The sequence below is a fragment of the Mesorhizobium sp. WSM4849 genome (genome assembly GCF_055811385.1).
Window position 1 is genome coordinate 142,958 of sequence record NZ_JBVVPW010000012.1, and the last position, 15,490, is coordinate 158,447.

The 15,490-nt window shown below is 60.6% G+C and carries 16 protein-coding genes; 6 read left to right on the forward strand and 10 right to left on the reverse strand.

Features of this window, described 5'->3' with window-relative positions; translation table 11 throughout:
• Nucleotides 1-201 precede the first annotated feature (201 nt).
• A complete protein-coding gene (locus AC0L3L_RS15830) occupies nucleotides 202-1,116 on the forward strand; it encodes an SH3 domain-containing protein (protein ID WP_473638255.1) in 915 nt (304 codons plus the stop codon).
• 200 nt (nucleotides 1,117-1,316) lie between these two features.
• Nucleotides 1,317-4,814, forward strand: coding sequence for a carbamoyl-phosphate synthase large subunit (gene carB, locus AC0L3L_RS15835; protein WP_473638256.1), 3,498 nt, complete (start codon nucleotides 1,317-1,319; stop codon nucleotides 4,812-4,814).
• A 181-nt stretch (nucleotides 4,815-4,995) separates the two neighbouring features.
• Here carB and AC0L3L_RS15840 read toward each other — a convergent pair whose 3' ends face one another.
• From AC0L3L_RS15840 to AC0L3L_RS15850, 3 genes are all read right to left on the reverse strand, one after another.
• Nucleotides 4,996-6,747 carry an NACHT domain-containing protein gene (locus AC0L3L_RS15840; protein WP_473638257.1) on the reverse strand — a complete coding sequence of 584 codons (1,752 nt, stop codon included), beginning with the start codon at nucleotides 6,745-6,747 and terminating at the stop codon, nucleotides 4,996-4,998.
• A 401-nt stretch (nucleotides 6,748-7,148) separates the two neighbouring features.
• On the reverse strand, nucleotides 7,149-7,610 hold the full coding sequence (locus tag AC0L3L_RS15845) for a DUF6644 family protein (RefSeq protein WP_473638258.1): 462 nt from the start codon (nucleotides 7,608-7,610) through the stop codon (nucleotides 7,149-7,151).
• On the reverse strand, nucleotides 7,611-8,000 hold the full coding sequence (locus AC0L3L_RS15850) for a DUF6152 family protein (RefSeq protein ID WP_473489011.1): 390 nt from the start codon (nucleotides 7,998-8,000) through the stop codon (nucleotides 7,611-7,613).
• Nucleotides 8,001-8,268: 268 nt separating this feature from the next.
• Here AC0L3L_RS15850 and AC0L3L_RS15855 point away from each other — a divergent pair, with 268 nt between their 5' ends.
• Nucleotides 8,269-8,589 carry a DUF1476 domain-containing protein gene (locus AC0L3L_RS15855; RefSeq protein ID WP_123148382.1) on the forward strand — a complete coding sequence of 107 codons (321 nt, stop codon included), beginning with the start codon at nucleotides 8,269-8,271 and terminating at the stop codon, nucleotides 8,587-8,589.
• Between the two features lie 124 nt (nucleotides 8,590-8,713).
• Here AC0L3L_RS15855 and AC0L3L_RS15860 read toward each other — a convergent pair whose 3' ends face one another.
• The 5 genes from AC0L3L_RS15860 to AC0L3L_RS15880 all read right to left on the reverse strand — a co-directional run bounded on the left by AC0L3L_RS15860 (nucleotide 8,714) and on the right by AC0L3L_RS15880 (nucleotide 12,398).
• Nucleotides 8,714-9,265, reverse strand: a complete 552-nt coding sequence (locus AC0L3L_RS15860; protein WP_473638259.1) for a DUF4142 domain-containing protein — start codon at nucleotides 9,263-9,265, stop codon at nucleotides 8,714-8,716.
• Nucleotides 9,266-9,410: 145 nt separating this feature from the next.
• Complete coding sequence (locus AC0L3L_RS15865) at nucleotides 9,411-10,154, reverse strand: DUF899 family protein (protein WP_473638260.1); 744 nt, start codon at nucleotides 10,152-10,154, stop codon at nucleotides 9,411-9,413.
• Between the two features lie 276 nt (nucleotides 10,155-10,430).
• Entirely contained in the window at nucleotides 10,431-10,868 is a 438-nt protein-coding gene (locus AC0L3L_RS15870; protein WP_473638261.1) for a lysozyme inhibitor LprI family protein, read from the reverse strand.
• Between the two features lie 172 nt (nucleotides 10,869-11,040).
• Complete coding sequence (locus tag AC0L3L_RS15875; RefSeq protein ID WP_473638262.1) at nucleotides 11,041-11,529, reverse strand: GNAT family N-acetyltransferase; 489 nt, start codon at nucleotides 11,527-11,529, stop codon at nucleotides 11,041-11,043.
• A gap of 5 nt (nucleotides 11,530-11,534) precedes the next feature.
• Nucleotides 11,535-12,398, reverse strand: coding sequence for a transglycosylase SLT domain-containing protein (locus AC0L3L_RS15880; protein ID WP_473638263.1), 864 nt, complete (start codon nucleotides 12,396-12,398; stop codon nucleotides 11,535-11,537).
• A gap of 180 nt (nucleotides 12,399-12,578) precedes the next feature.
• On the opposite strand from AC0L3L_RS15880, the gene AC0L3L_RS15885 reads away from it, so the two are divergent.
• Nucleotides 12,579-13,148, forward strand: coding sequence for a methylated-DNA--[protein]-cysteine S-methyltransferase (locus AC0L3L_RS15885; RefSeq protein WP_473638264.1), 570 nt, complete (start codon nucleotides 12,579-12,581; stop codon nucleotides 13,146-13,148).
• Nucleotides 13,149-13,309: 161 nt separating this feature from the next.
• On the opposite strand, the gene AC0L3L_RS15890 is transcribed toward AC0L3L_RS15885, so the two are convergent.
• Nucleotides 13,310-13,636: a hypothetical protein gene (locus AC0L3L_RS15890; RefSeq protein WP_473638265.1), complete on the reverse strand. Its 327-nt coding sequence runs from the start codon at nucleotides 13,634-13,636 to the stop codon at nucleotides 13,310-13,312.
• A 330-nt stretch (nucleotides 13,637-13,966) separates the two neighbouring features.
• On the opposite strand from AC0L3L_RS15890, the gene AC0L3L_RS15895 reads away from it, so the two are divergent.
• Entirely contained in the window at nucleotides 13,967-14,179 is a 213-nt protein-coding gene (locus tag AC0L3L_RS15895) for a cold-shock protein (protein ID WP_023678332.1), read from the forward strand.
• Nucleotides 14,180-14,434: 255 nt separating this feature from the next.
• The gene (locus AC0L3L_RS15900; RefSeq protein ID WP_473638266.1) at nucleotides 14,435-14,635 is read left to right on the forward strand and encodes a hypothetical protein; all 201 of its coding nucleotides are present in this window, start codon (nucleotides 14,435-14,437) and stop codon (nucleotides 14,633-14,635) included.
• A gap of 235 nt (nucleotides 14,636-14,870) precedes the next feature.
• Here the strand turns inward: AC0L3L_RS15900 and AC0L3L_RS15905 are convergent, their stop codons facing one another.
• Complete coding sequence (locus AC0L3L_RS15905; protein ID WP_473638267.1) at nucleotides 14,871-15,482, reverse strand: glutathione S-transferase family protein; 612 nt, start codon at nucleotides 15,480-15,482, stop codon at nucleotides 14,871-14,873.
• Nucleotides 15,483-15,490 lie beyond the last annotated feature (8 nt).

Sequence of the window (15,490 nt, forward strand, 5' to 3'; positions counted from 1 at the left end):
TCATGTCCGGCTGAACGCGGAAACGCGTTCATGCCGCACGCTGAGCTTGCTCATGCCGCACACTGAACACGTTGACGTCGCAGCCGCATTTTCGGGCTTACATAGTGCCATGTCGTCCCTTATAAAATCGACTTGGCCTGCGGTGGCGTTTCCGTGCCTGGCCGCGCCTTCGGTAATGAATCTATCGCCACGGCCAACATAATGAGGCGCACAGTTACGCTCCGAACGACACTGTACGCGCTCACTGCCGCCCCTCTCCTGTTGACGGCGCTGCTGCCGGCCAGGGCCGAGGAGGCGCCGGTCGTGTCCATCGTGACCGACCTCGCTCCAGGCGATCTCCTGAACGTCCGCGCCACGGCATCGGCGATGGGCAAGATCAAGGCTCGGCTGCCGAATGGTACGAGCGTGAACAATCTCGGCTGCAACGACGTCAATGGCTACCGCTGGTGCAAGGTTGCAGAAATCGAAAACCCGCAGCTGGCCGGATGGGCTCCTGCGCGCTACCTGAACCCCGAGAATCCGGTGGCCGTTTCGGATGCGGATACTGATCCGACCGCAGACCAGCCGCTGCCCGACCTGACAGCGCGCCTGGGCGCGACCGATCCCGAAACCACAATGACAGCCGCTGAGGCAATCGGCAGGGCCGCCATCGAGGACGCTTACCGCCTGGCGCTCGCTGCCAGCGGAAATCCTTCGACCGGGGAGATGCAGACGCCCGCGGCGGCGAAAGCGAGCCAAAATCGCGCCGCCAATGCAGCGGCTCCGGCCAATGCACAAACCGTTGCGCGGCTGCAGCCGCCAGGGCGGCCCGCGCCGGCGCTGGGTGCCCGCAACGAGATTCCCTGTGCCCGCTATGTCGGCCAGCCGATGACCAGCTGCAAGGCGGGCGTTGTCCACACGGGCGACAAAGCCGAGGTGACCGTGACCTGGCCCGATGGCGGCACCCGCGTCATCAGCTTCCAGGCCGGTCGGCCCGCCGGTTCGAATGCATCAGGCGAATTCCGCTACACCCGCGAGGGCAGCCTGAACCTGATCCGTGTCGGCGTTTCCGAACGCTTCGAGATTACCGACGACCTGGCGCTGGGGGATGAGTGGCTAAGGGGAATAAGGCAGTAAGGCAGTAGGGCAATATGTTTAAAAGGCGCTCGAACCACTGCCCTACTGCCCTACTGCCCTACTCGCATTTTAGGGGGTTACATCAGGCAAAACTCTTCCCTATAAGGCCCTCCTAGCCTGATACCAGAATCGCGAGCACAACCGGCCGGGTCTTCCCGTCCGGTTTTTCGTGCAAGCCGCCTGCCGAACGGACCCTCGATATGCCAAGACGCACCGACATCAAGTCGATCCTGATCATCGGGGCCGGCCCCATCGTCATCGGTCAGGCCTGCGAGTTCGACTATTCCGGCACCCAGGCCTGCAAGGCGCTCAAGGAAGAGGGTTTTCGCGTCATCCTGGTCAATTCCAACCCGGCCACCATCATGACCGACCCGGAACTGGCCGACGCCACCTATATCGAGCCGATCACGCCCGAAGTGGTGGCCAAGATCATCGCCAAGGAGCGGCCGGACGCGCTGCTGCCGACCATGGGCGGCCAGACCGCGCTCAACACCGCACTGTCGCTGCGCCGCATGGGCGTTCTCGAGCGCTACAATGTCGAGATGATCGGTGCCGACGCCACGGCAATAGACAAGGCCGAGGACCGCGCTTTGTTTCGCGAGGCGATGAGGAAGATCGGCCTGGAAACGCCGAAGTCGATGCTGGCCAACGCCACCGACGTCAAGAACGCCGACCGCAAGACGCACGAGGCCGAACGCGCCGCGCTGAAGGCCGAGAAGCCCGAAAACCTCGACGCCGCGCTCGACGCGCTGGAAACGCGCTGGAACCTCGGCGAGGGCGACCGCAAGCAGCGCTACATCAGCCACGGCATGGCGATCGCCGCACAGGCGCTCGACCATGTCGGCCTTCCCGCCATCATCCGCCCGTCCTTCACCATGGGCGGCACCGGCGGCGGCATCGCCTACAACCGCGCCGAATTCTACGAGATCGTCCAGTCCGGCCTCGACGCCTCGCCGACCACCGAAGTGCTGATCGAGGAAAGCGTGCTCGGCTGGAAGGAGTACGAGATGGAGGTTGTCCGCGACAAGGCCGACAACTGCATCATCATCTGCTCGATCGAGAACATCGACCCGATGGGCGTGCACACCGGCGATTCGATCACCGTCGCCCCTGCCCTGACCTTGACCGACAAAGAATACCAGATGATGCGCAACGCCTCGATCGCGGTGCTGCGCGAGATCGGCGTCGAGACCGGCGGCTCCAACGTTCAGTTCGCCGTCAACCCGGCCGACGGCCGCCTGGTGGTCATCGAGATGAACCCGCGCGTCTCCCGCTCGTCGGCTCTCGCCTCCAAGGCGACCGGCTTTCCCATCGCCAAGATCGCGGCAAAGCTCGCCGTCGGCTACACGCTGGACGAGCTGGAGAACGATATCACCGGCGGCGCCACGCCAGCTTCGTTCGAGCCGTCGATCGACTACGTCGTCACCAAGATTCCGCGCTTTGCCTTCGAGAAATTCCCCGGCGCCGAGCCGGTGCTGACCACGGCGATGAAGTCGGTCGGCGAGGTCATGGCCATCGGCCGCACTTTTCAGGAATCGCTACAGAAGGCGCTGCGCGGACTGGAAACCGGCCTCACCGGCCTCGACGAGATCGAGATCCCCGGCATCGCGCACGGCGCAGCCAGCCACGCCGACGACCGCAACGCCATCCGCGCCGCGCTGGGCACGCCGACGCCCGACCGGCTGCGCATGGTGGCGCAGGCCATCCGCATGGGCACCTCGCTCGAAGACGTCCACGCCATGTGCAAGATCGACCCGTGGTTCCTCGAGCAGATCGCCGGCATCCTGGCCATGGAAGACCGCATCCGCGAGCACGGCATTCCCGAGGACGCCGCCAATCTGCGCATGCTGAAGGCGATGGGTTTCTCCGATGCCCGCCTCGCGTCGCTGGTCCGGAAAGACGTCGAAGATGTACAAAGGATACGCGAAAAGCTCGACGTTCATCCGGTTTACAAGCGCATCGACACCTGTGCCGCCGAGTTCGCCTCGCCCACCGCCTACATGTATTCGACCTATGAGACGCCCTTCGCCGGCACGCTCGCCAACGAGGCGCAGGTCTCGTCGCGCAAGAAGGTCGTCATCCTCGGCGGCGGCCCGAACCGCATCGGCCAGGGCATCGAGTTCGACTATTGCTGCTGCCACGCGGCTTTCGCGCTGCGCGATGCCGGGTTCGAGGCGATCATGGTCAACTGCAATCCGGAGACCGTCTCGACCGATTACGACACGTCGGACCGGCTCTATTTCGAACCGTTGACGCCGGAGGACGTGCTGGAGATCCTGCGCGCCGAGCAGGCGTCGGGCGAGCTGGTCGGCGTCATCGTCCAGTTCGGCGGTCAGACGCCGCTGAAGCTGGCGGATGCGCTGGAGAAGGCCGGCATCCCGATCCTCGGCACCTCGCCCGACATGATCGATCTCGCCGAAGACCGCGACCGCTTCCAGAAGCTGCTGCACAAGCTTGGCCTCAGCCAGCCAAAGAACGGCATCGCCTATTCGGTCGAGCAGGCCCGCCTCGTCGCCGGCGAGCTCGGCTTCCCGCTGGTGGTGCGCCCGTCCTATGTGCTCGGCGGCCGCGCCATGCAGATCATCCACGACGAAAGCATGCTGCAGACCTACCTGCTCGACACCGTGCCCGGCCTGGTGCCGGAGGACATCAAGCAGAAATACCCCAACGACAAGACCGGCCAGATCAACACGCTCCTGGGCAAGAACCCGCTGCTGTTCGACACCTACCTCTCGGGCGCCATCGAGGTCGATGTCGACTGCCTGTGCGACGGCAAGTCGACCTTCGTCTCCGGCATCCTGGAGCACATCGAGGAGGCCGGCATCCATTCGGGCGACAGCGCCTGCTCGCTGCCGGTGCACGCCCTGCCTTCCGACCTCGTCGACGAACTGGAGCGTCAGACGGCGGCCCTCGCCCGCGCGCTCAATGTCGGCGGGTTGATGAACGTGCAGTATGCAATCAAGGACGGCACGGTCTATGTGCTGGAGGTCAATCCGCGGGCGTCGCGCACAGTGCCCTTCGTCGCCAAGACCATCGGCCGTCCCATAGCGAAAATTGCCGCCCGCATCATGGCCGGCGAGAGCCTGGAAGACGCCTTCGCCCACTACGGCGCCATGCCCGACCCACGCGATCCCGGCCACATCGCGGTCAAGGAAGCGGTGTTCCCGTTCGCCCGCTTCCCGGGCGTCGACATATTGCTCGGGCCGGAAATGCGCTCGACCGGCGAGGTGATGGGCCTCGACCGCGACTTCGCGCTGGCCTTCGCCAAGAGCCAGCTCGGGGCGGGTGTTGATCTCCCCCGCGCGGGCACGCTGTTCGTCTCGGTGCGCGACGACGACAAGAAGGGCATCTTGCCAGCGGTCAAGCGCCTCGCCGGCCAAGGCTTCAAGGTGATGGCTACCTCGGGCACTGCGCGCTTCCTCGCCGAAAACGGCGTTGTGGCGGAGAAAATAAACAAGGTGCTGGAAGGACGCCCGCACATCGAGGACGCCATCCGCAACCGCCAGGTGCAGATCGTCTTCAACACCACGGACGGCCAGAAGGCGGTGTCGGACTCAAAGTCGCTGCGCCGCGCCACGCTGATGCAGAAAGTGCCGTATTACACGACGCTGTCGGGTGCGGCTGCGGTGGCTGAGGCTATTGCGGCGCTGAGGGCGGGGAGCCTGGAGGTCAGGCCGCTGCAGGAGTATTTTGCCTGAGCTTGTCAGACAACGAACTATAACGCGAGTATGTCTCCTCCAGTCCCGCGAGAGTGTCTGCGGCTACGTGTGATCTCGTCTATCTTTCGCTTAACGAAAGCGACTCTCGCTTTCAGTTTTTCGGCAGATGTTATTATTATAGGTAAGCTTTTATACCACTGTCGTTCCTCAAAAGAAAGTATTACCGGTGACGCTCCGCTGTCATGGTAACATTAATATCGGATCGAAGCAGAACAACTCGCTTTTCAAAATCAAATTTGGCTTCAAATTCCATTTCTCGGCCTCTTTTCGTCATACCTCTCTTGGCCAAATATCTTCCGATTGCTGATGTAGAATCTAATACCGGCTTCATAGTTGTTGGATAATCCAGCTCCCTAGGAGCTTCAGGCTTGAACATCAAATAAACCGAATTGATGAAATTTTCTACGCCCGAGTCGGCGTAGGAACCATACATGTAGGTAGAGGCGTGAGTTCCCTTGAGGGTAAATCCAATTTGAATATTATGGTCATTTAACTTCAGTATTTCTACGGGATCTCTTTCTCGCAGTATCTCCCTTATCACCCTTGCCCAATAATTGAACTCGGGTATTGTGTACAAATCATCGACTAAGGTAGGATTTATGGCCCTGATCATCGCAAAGACAGAATCTGTCTCGCGGAGTGGAACTATCTTGATTGCCTCCCTCAAGCTGGGCACAAAGTAGTGAGTAAGGGAGTAAGCCGTGAAATACTCTTGAAAAGTTCTGTGTATAAACGAGTATTGATCACCGTCTTTAAAAAGCATATTGACGGACTCTGTCGCATCCACCAAGAAGTCCCTGGAGTCGAACGTTTGGTTCGCTCGTCTTTTCGCACGGTCAATATATTCTAGGCATTTCTGCTCCGTGAACGTATGCTCCATTTCAACATAAGTTGAAATACAGAAGTAAGAAAAAATCTCAATAAACTCCTGCTCACCTAGAGAAAGGCGTCTTTTCCTCTGGAACCCTTGCTTGCTGGCATCGTGCAGAGTAAATAGAGTTTGGAAAGCATACCTATAAAATACGTGAATATTATCAGGAATGTGCCTTATCTGCAGGTACGTCATCAACATCATCAGAGTCAAAAGCGGAGTAGAAAAAAATCCTTTGTATTCGGCGTAGCGCTTATTAAGTATATTTTGAATAAACTCTTTTTTCGTATCCGAATCAAATTCGGTTTTGGTTATCACTTCTAGTGTTTGATCTTTTTCAAAAGCCAGCGCCTGGAAAAGGAAAAACTGCTGCCAAGATGAGAACCGGTCGTCATTTCTACTCGAAACTACGATACCGCAGTTCGGATACAGGTGTCCCAGCTCTAGTATTTGGCGCTGTATATCGTTCCTAAACTCATCGGGGATCTCGTCAAATCCGTCGAGTATAAATATAAACCTTCCATCTTCCATCATGGCCTTAAAAACATCTTCAGAAACCACGTCTCCCTCGGCGGACGAAGAGACATGCATTATAGCTAAAAGATTCTTCTGCGAAATTTCGTTCAGTCGCCTCAATTCCAGAAATATGGGTATCTTCCCGCCAGGGTTCTGAAAAACACTCATGAACAAATACTTACAAAATATCGTTTTGCCAATTCCCCCAAACCCAGTAACGACAATTCTTTTGTTGTCTCTTATTTCTTGGCAAAGACTGTCGTCGTCCACAACTTCGTTGTCGCATCTAAATTTTGTCTTTACATATATCTCGCCTATCTTAACAGGCCTCTCTTTATTAACAATAGTTTTTACACTGCTGCACGTAGTGTACATTTTTTCCAAATATGGAGCGAAATTCGAAAAATATTTCGCATATTTCTTGCTTATTGTTCTAGTAACAGATTCAGAAAGATTCCTGAGAAAATCTTTTACGAGAGCTGTCCCTACTCCAATAGCAATCTTGTTCGGATCCAGATCTGACATTAAAGCCCCCACACATGTTTGCCCCTTGACGAATTATCATTAAATAATACGATTCATCCAGAGGGACTCTCGATCTACACACAATTTTCCTGCGCCCTTAGGCCCATTCAGCCCAGGCTCGAAGTCTTTCAAGTGCACCTCTTAATACCCAAGTGAACGAAACAACAGGATTTTAAACCGGCAATCGCTCGAGCTAGTTACCCTGGAATTTTACGGCGGCCCCGGACGTTCTAAGGTCGCTTCATACCTAAAAGCCTCCTGTCGTTTCTTTACGCGCTTTCACGTGCTTTCGTGCATCTTGGGGAGGCGGCAGCGCTTTCTTGGCAAATTTCTCGTAGCCGAGTCGTCGCTAATTGACTTCATCATCCCGCTTGCGAAGGTCATGCCAACGCCCTGTTCAGTTAAAGAAACCCAATGAACCGTCCGGCGAAAAGCACGGATGTCCACAGCACCAGCGACAACACAGCCAGGATGGTTGCGGTCCCACCAGCCGGCTCGTCACCGCCTTTTGCGCGGCGCATGAAGACGAGGAAGTTGGCGCCGGCGAGAAGGATGAGTGTCATCTTGGTGAGGAAAATCGGCATCGCCGCGTACTCGCTCGCCCTGACTGAAAAGAGCAGCGAGCCCGTGACAAGCGCGCCGGCGAACGCGGCAAATGCAGTGCGGCGCAGCAGCGCAATGAACGCCGCGTAGGGCAGCGAACGGAAGGCGCCGAGGATCCTGAGGTCCATCAGCCAGACGCTGGTCAGCAGCGCGCCGATCGACATGATGTGCAGCGCGTTGACTATGGGATAGGCGACGAAGGAGGCCTTCAATGCCCGCACCAAGGCGAGTTGCTCGATGCCGGCGAGGAGCTCGTCCATTCAGGCCGGCGGCACGCGGTCGGGATAAACATCATAAGTCTTGCCATTGACGATGATGCGGGATGCTTTCATCCACTTCTCGGTCTCGTCGCGCGAGCGGTGGCCGATCGCGGTCACCTCGTCGCCGACTTTGGCGACCTCCTCGGTGAAGCCGGCGGCGATCGTACGGGACGGCGGCGCCAAATCCACCCGCCAGACCTCGCCCTCTGCGTCGACATCCAGCGTGGCATGCGGATTGCCGATATAGATGGCCGTGATCTTGCCCCGGAGTTCGAAGAAACCTTCCTCGGTCCACGACCAGCCGTGATGGGCATAGGCTGCGGTGGCGGCGGCAAGCATCACTGCTGCTGTCAGCGCGACGCTCCGAATCCCGTTGAAAGGTGACTGCATCGCTCGTCTCCTCGGCTCATGCCGTCAGTATTCGAGAGTAGGTCACGGCGCGGCAACGTCAAATCACATCGGTGCGAAGGCCTTCCGCGACGGCCGCCATGTGCCGTTCGTCCAGGCGCCGCCCGATTAGTCACCGGCCCGATCAATCACTGGAATGAACGGCCCGGTCTTGCTTATGACATCTATGCACGCCATGTTCGGCCCCTACCCGCCGCTCTTCTTCTCCATCGGATGAAGGTCGGAGACTCACACCTGAACGAGGCAAATTATGAGCAGTATGAGAGACCGTCAGGAAGGCTTCGAAAAGAAGTTTGCGATGGACGAGGACACGAAGTTCAGGGCCATGGCGCGCCGTAACAAGCTGCTCGGCCTATGGGCCGCCGAAAAACTCGGAAAAACCGGTGCGGACGCCGACGCCTATGCGAAAGAGGTGGTGCGCGCGGACTTCGAAGAGGCCGGGGACGACGATGTGCTCCGCAAGATACGCGCCGATTTCGACGCGGCGGGCGTCGCCCAGTCGGATGTTCAGATTCGCGGCGTCATGGACGACCTGCTGGCGACGGCGGTCGAGCAGATCAAAAACACCTGAGGGCGCCAACGTAAAGCGCGTCGCGACGCGCTTTACGTTTCTTGTTTTTGTCGCCCAAAACCGCTGCGCACCCTCGGGTCAGGCCCAGGGTCAGGCCCGAGGACATGCTTTTGGGCGACATGCATTAGCTGTGGGCGGCCACCAGATCCTTTATGCGCTCTTCGTGCATCCGCAGCGTCGGTAGTGTCTTCTTGGCGAATTCCTTCAGCGCCGGGTCTTCGCCCGACTGCGCATAGGTGGAAAATAGCGCCAACGCCTGCTTGTGCGCCTCCGTCTGCAGGACGATGTATTTCGCCTGGAAAGCATCGCCGTCGAGCTTCTTGAGCTCGTCCAGCGTCGCCTGATCCTTCGACAACAGGGCGGGGCCGCTCGCTGTCACCGAGGCCGTGGTCTGGCTCTGTTCGAGAGCTGCCCTGAAATCCTCGCCAGCCTTGGTGTGATCCCTAATCATCAGCGAGGCGAAATCCTTCACATCGGCGGCGACATTCTTTTGTTCGGCCAGCTTGCTGCTTTCAATCTCGAACCGGTTGGCGCTGGGGACCGTTTTGGTGAAGGTCTCGGTCTCGATCTTGGTTTGGCCGACAGCAGGTATATCGGCCGGCGTGGCGGATTGGGCGAAGGCCGCCGGCGCGCCGGCCAGCAAAGCGACCATGGCAAGCGTGAGATGCGTTTTCACAGGAAATCTCCGGGTTTGTGATCCTCGGAGAGTTCAACGCGACACAAGCAGCGAAGTTGCGCGACGGGGACAGGAATGAGGTGTCGGCGATCCTGCCAACACCCCCCGCTCGGCGCCGATACGCCGGAAATATGCTTGGCAAAGGTCAGTGGCAGCAGGCGCCGGCATATTGCAGCTGTTCGTTCCAGTCCGGCCGGCCCTCCGGCGTGAAATCCATCAGGTTCCACAGGTTCTCGCAGGTGCCGACGGCGCGCGGATCCTGGCCGGGTTCGGACGGCGCGAAGCCAAGCTCCGAACTCCAGAAATGCCGGATGCCGTCAGCGTCGCGATGGAACACCGACAGCATCGGAAGTTGTGCGCCGTCGTCGGCCTCGGCGTGGTAGTCGCGCTTGAAGCTGTTGCCGGCCGAGGAGACCAGCCGCATGTTCGTCCAGCCGCGATCGCGGCCAAGCGTGATCAGGTTTTCGAGCGCGGTCTTGCCCACCACCGCGAAATTGAAGCCGGCGGCCTCAAGATGGCCAATGGCGCCGTCGAACTGGTCGAGCAGCGCCGTGCAGGACGGGCATGGCTGGTCCGGCCGTGCGAGCTTCGCCGTGCCGCCGCTTGTCGCCACGTCGCGCGTCTCCTGGGGATGGCGCGGAAACATCATCGAGTAGACGATCAGCGTGTCCTTGCCGGGCGAAAACAGCTCCGACAGTTTTATGCGGGCCGGCTTGTCGTCGGGGCCAAGCCCGTCGAACACATAGTCCTCAGGCACCAGCCCGCCCGGCGGCAGCGCACGGCGGGCGACAGCCACATCCTCCATGACGCGGCGCAGCTCGATCTCCTTCTGCAAGAGGGTTTCGCGGGCGGCACGATATTCAGCGGATTCATTGGGAAAGGTGATCATCGTCATCTCCATCAGCCGTGCTTGTGGCGGCGCTCCCCGTACGGCAACGCGCCTTTGCCTCTCAAGGACGCATCGCGAAGGAGGGTTCCGACATTTTTGCGCACACAGGCGGCAGAAGACCCCCTCACCCAGCCTCCGCTTCGCTCGGCTGACCTCTTCCTTCAAGGGAGAGGAGACTATCAACGCCGGCGCCAACCTCTTCTCCCCGCCGGGGAGAAGGTGGCCGCGAAGCGGCCGGATGAGGGGGACCTCACATGGGATAGCGGGACAACGAAGCTACTGCGGCGGCACCGGACAGCTCGTGTCGCCCTCCTGGCAGTTGAGATAGCCCTGAAAATCCTTCAGCCTGATGTTGGTGAGGCTCTCCTTGCAGTCGGCGATAACCATCGGATACATGCTGCCTGCCATATCGGTCGGGCCACCCTGGAAAGCGCATTCGGCATCGCGGAAGGCGACCCAGGCGCGCTGCGCACTTACCAGCAGCTTCTTCGTCGCCGCATCGTCCTTCAGCCGGCCCTCGATCTGCTTGTAGACGTAGTTGAGCTTCTTGTCGGCTTCGGTGAACGACTTGGTGGCGCATTCGTTCATGGTCGCCTGGTCCTGCGCGTTGGCGCAATCGTCGGCGCGCGCAACACCTGCAGCAAGCGGAATGGCGAGGATCAAGGTGGCGAGGCCCGTTTTGGCCAGACCCGTTTTGGAAAGCAAAAGCCGCATCGTGTTTCTCCGGTTTCGGTCGAGACCCCGCCCGCGGCACGAAAGCCGCAGGATCGCAGCTTAACGCCCGAGCGGTTGCCGGCAAGATGCAGCCCGCCGCCTTGGTGGACACTTCCTTTCCCCACTTTGCCCCTCGGCCGCTCGCTCGCTGATCGGCTTCGCCGACCGCCCCTCATCCCGCCCAATCGACTTCGAACATCCCCAGCCGCTCGTAGAGCCTGACGGCGGCGGCGTTCTCCACCGTGCTGGTTTTGAGATCGACATGCTCAGCGCCCCGTGCGCGAAAGGCGGCGAAGACGTGCCACATCAGCGCTTCGGCGATGCCTCGGCCGCGCGCCTCGGGGTGGACGGCAAGGTCTTTGACGAACGCCCTCGTCCAGCACAGTGCCGCGCCCGCCAGCCGACCCTTGCTGTCGATAACCAGGAAACACAAAGCGGGGTCGAATTCCGCGTCGCTTGAAATGCGCGGCCACCATTCCTCGAACGGCCCATCGGCGCCATCGTCGAAGACAGTGGTCAGCAGCGCATGCAAAGCGAGCGCGTCGGCGGCCTCGAAGCCGCGCATGACAAAACCTTCCGGCCAGCGCGGCGGAGCAAGCGTGTCATCGAGGATCTTGCGCAGCCTTATGTCGTTCGGCGCCGGCGGTCGCGGCTCAGGCATGGTGTTCAGGCATCGGGCTGCAGGCGATGCCGACCGCGGTCGCGGCCTAGGCCGGTTTGTTCCAGCATGCCCCTGCGCTTGGCGTCGTAATAATAGCCGCTCTGGTAGAGCCGGTCGGCGCGCTTGGCGTTGCCGCCGGCCACCAGCCAAGCGCCGCGCAGATATTTCACCGCATATTTCAGATTGGTCTCGGCGTCGAACAACCCGCTCGCCGGCCCGTCATAGCCCATGCCGCGCGCCGTCGCATGCTTGATCTGCATCAGCCCCCAATGGCCGCGATGGTAAGCCTTGGGATTGAAGGTGCTCTCGCGCCTGACGACACGGCGCACCAGATCGACCGGCACCTCATAGAGGACGGCATATTTCTCGATCAGCCGCTCGATCTCGCCGCGCGGGCCCGCCGAATACTCCTTGGCAGGGCTGGTCGAAAGCAGGGCGGACGGATTCTCAGGCACGACATAGGCGGCCTGCTGAACGCCGGGCATCGTCTTGCCTGTCTCGCCGGTGACCGGCATGGCGACAGCGGCCGTCGCATAGACAGGTGCTGCGCCGGCTGGCGCGGCATCGGCCGTCATGGCTGCAGGTGCAGTTGCGGCCAGCGGAGTCGGGCCGGCAAAGGCGGACGGCTGGGCAGGCATCGCGGTGGGGTCGACAGCCAGCGCCGCCGTCTGGACAGGGGCGATGCCGGACGATTCGGGCAGCACCGAAACCGTGTCGGGCAGCGCCAGCGTAAAGCCGGCATCAGCGCCCGCGGCGGTGGTTTCAGTCAGGGAAGGCACGGCCTTCGTCTGCGAGGTCGAAGTGCAGCCGCTGAGACCGGCCGCAGCGAGCATCACGCCGATCGCGGGAAAGATGATTTTTGCTGGCAAGCCGCGCTCGGGTCCGGTTCGTCTGTTAAGAAAGTCCTTACACCAGCGCCTTTGCCCCGGCAATCCGCAGCCAGTTGGGACCTCGAATGGTTTTCGGGTGGCAGCAGATCCCTGAAAATGCGATATCTCGTTCTCGATATGTACTGGATTCCCATCCGTTTCTGCGGAAAGGAGCACATCATGGAAAGCACCTCTCAAGCCGTCGCCGGCCACGCGGTCTTCGAAACCGTGATCGGCTTCATGGGCATCGCCTGGAGCGAGGCCGGATTGACCCGGCTCTGCCTGCCCCAGCGCAACCGCGACGCCGTGGAACGCCGGCTTTTTCGACATGCCGGCAGTGCCGCTTCGAGCGCCCAACCGCAATGGATTAGCGAGCTGATTCTGTCGATACAGGCCTATGCAGCCGGCAAGGACGTCGATTTCTCCGGTGTGCCGGTCGATCTCACCGGCGTCGACGATTTCCGCCTCGCCATCTACGACGCGGCGCGAAAGCTCGCCTTCGGCGAGACCACCACCTATGGCGAACTGGCCAAGCGCGCCGGCCATGCCGGGCTGGCGCGTGAGACGGGCGCGGCGCTCGGCGCCAACCCGGTGCCGCTGGTCATCCCATGCCACCGCATTCTTGCCGCCGGCGGCAAGATCGGCGGTTTTTCTGCGCCCGGCGGCTCGACCACCAAGGAAAAGATGCTGGCGATGGAAGGCGTGCGCGTCGGTCCGCCGCCTCCGGCGCAGGTCTCGTTCGGCTTCTAGGGTATGTTGATTTTCAGGTGCTGCCGGCCTGCAAACGGCGGCTTCCTGCGCTTCCGGTGCTCACGTACCCAAAAGTACGCTCCGCTCCGGTTCTCGGAACCCGCCGCTTTCGGCTCGGCCTGACGTAAATCTCAACACACCCCGGCGCAGATCTCGAAGACCTAGTTCGGAAAGATGCGCCGGCGGAAATGCCGGTCTGTTTCCACGCGCTTGCACTTGTAGACGATGCAGGACGTGGTATCGGCGCTCGGCACCGAGGCGCGTGCCCTGACCTCCCCCATGTTGCAGAAACGCTGGCTTCGCACATAGCGGTCGTAGAGCGGCAGCCCCGGCGTGCGCGTCAACTGGTAACGCAGGATGACGGCGCCTTCACGCGGGATCGTCGCCCGCACCGTACCGCAACTCATGCGGCTCGGGTCGTAGCGCGAGATCGCCTGCGCCTCGGCGGCCACCAGCGTCAGGCAGGCGGCAAGCAGAACAGTTTTCATGGTCCTCTCCCCAAACAGGACCGGGCGCTCGAAGGCGGCGCGATCCTTCCCCGCAACGTGCGCGATAGGGATTCGACCCTCCGCAACGCGCGACTTTGCAAGGCTTTCAGGCGATTGGGGCGGCCATTGGGCAGCGCCGCATCAGCACCTTTTTTCGTGCAGTCTTGTTTTTTGCGGAGAAGCAGACTATATGAGGTCCATTGATATTTCGGCCGATCGATCCGGGCCTCGCGATATTCGCGTTTGCTGACGTCTATCCCCAAAATCTCGATACAAACCGGCTGGACTTAGGTTCGGTCAAGCTAAAGCAAACGTATAAGGACTATCGAAATGGCAACAGGTACGGTCAAGTGGTTTAATTCCACCAAGGGTTTCGGCTTCATCCAGCCTGACAGCGGCGGCGCGGACGTTTTCGTCCACATCTCTGCAGTCGAGCGCGCTGGGCTGTCGACCCTGGTCGAAGGCCAGAAGATCAACTTCGAGATCGAGCAGGACCGCCGCACTGGCAAGTCGTCCGCTGGGTCTCTGAGCAAGGCAGCCTGATTTTGCGAATGGCGCGCGCCGGGCGACAGCTCGGGGCGCGCGGCAAGTCACGGATGTACTGACGGTCGCGCGAGAAGCGCACCGGAGCGGAAAGACACCGACAAGCCGAAGCAGCAGATTGCTGTCGGCCCGGACCAAACGCTCCCGATCAGGCTACCAAGCATGGGAAGGCGGGATTATGTCCCGCCTTTTTGCTGTCCGAATTTCCAATGAAACAGCCACCTTGGCCTGTATCAATCATGGTATTTTTAGCCGATGAGCAAGCTCGAACAGATCGAAAAATCCGTTGCCGAACTGAGCCCTGAGGAGTTGAAGGCGTTTGCCGCCTGGTTCGAGGCGCTGCAAGCGGACGCGTGGGATCGGCAGATGTTAGCCGACGCCAAGGCTGGCAGGCTGGGCAAATTTGCCGAGCAGGCATTGGCTGACCATCGCGCCGGCCAGACCCGCCCCTTCTGAATCACACGGCTACGCCTCATCACACAATCCGAAATACGCGCCACGGCCGAAGGCCGCAAGCCCGACCGGGCGTCGCGCCGGCTACAGCGCCCCGCGCGTCCTTTTGGACGCGCAAAGGACGCGTAGCACTTTGATCTTGCGCACAATCCTTACCGAAAATCATTTCCGATTTTCGGGGTGCGCTAGCGCCCCGTCCGGAGCGAGCCGCGAAGCGGCGACGAGCCTGAGGACAGAACTAAGGCAGCCATTCGATCGGCACGTGCCTCGGATCGACCTCGACCCGTTTCAGCCAGGCCGCCACCGCCGGATAGGCATCGAGCTGAAATCCGCCCATCTCGGCCGTATGCGTATAGGCATAGAGCGCGATATCGGCGACGCTCAATGCCGCACCGGCAAAGAACGCACTGCCCGCCAGATGCTTGTTCATCACGCCGAGCGCCTTGTTGCCGCGCTCCAGCGTCACCGCCAGCCGTTCCGGCGTCGCATCCTTGGCCCGTTCGGGAAAGGTCAGCAGCGCCTTGCGCACCGCGATATAGGGTTCGTGGCTGTACTGCTCGAAGAACAGCCATTGATAGGCCAGCGCCCGCTCGTATCTGTCGGCCGGCAGGAACCGCGTGCCTTCGGCGAGATAGAGCAGGATGGCATTGGATTCGGCAAGCCGCCGGCCGTCGTCGAGTTCGAGCAGCGGCACCATGGCGTTCGGGTTCTTGGCGATATAGTCCGGCCTGCGCGTGTCGCCGGTGTGCGAACTGACCTCGACATTGGTGAAGGCCATGCCCAGCTTGGCCATCAACAGTCGCGGCTTGTAGCAATTGCCGCTGTCGATCATTCCGTAGAGTATGGTCATTGGCGCTC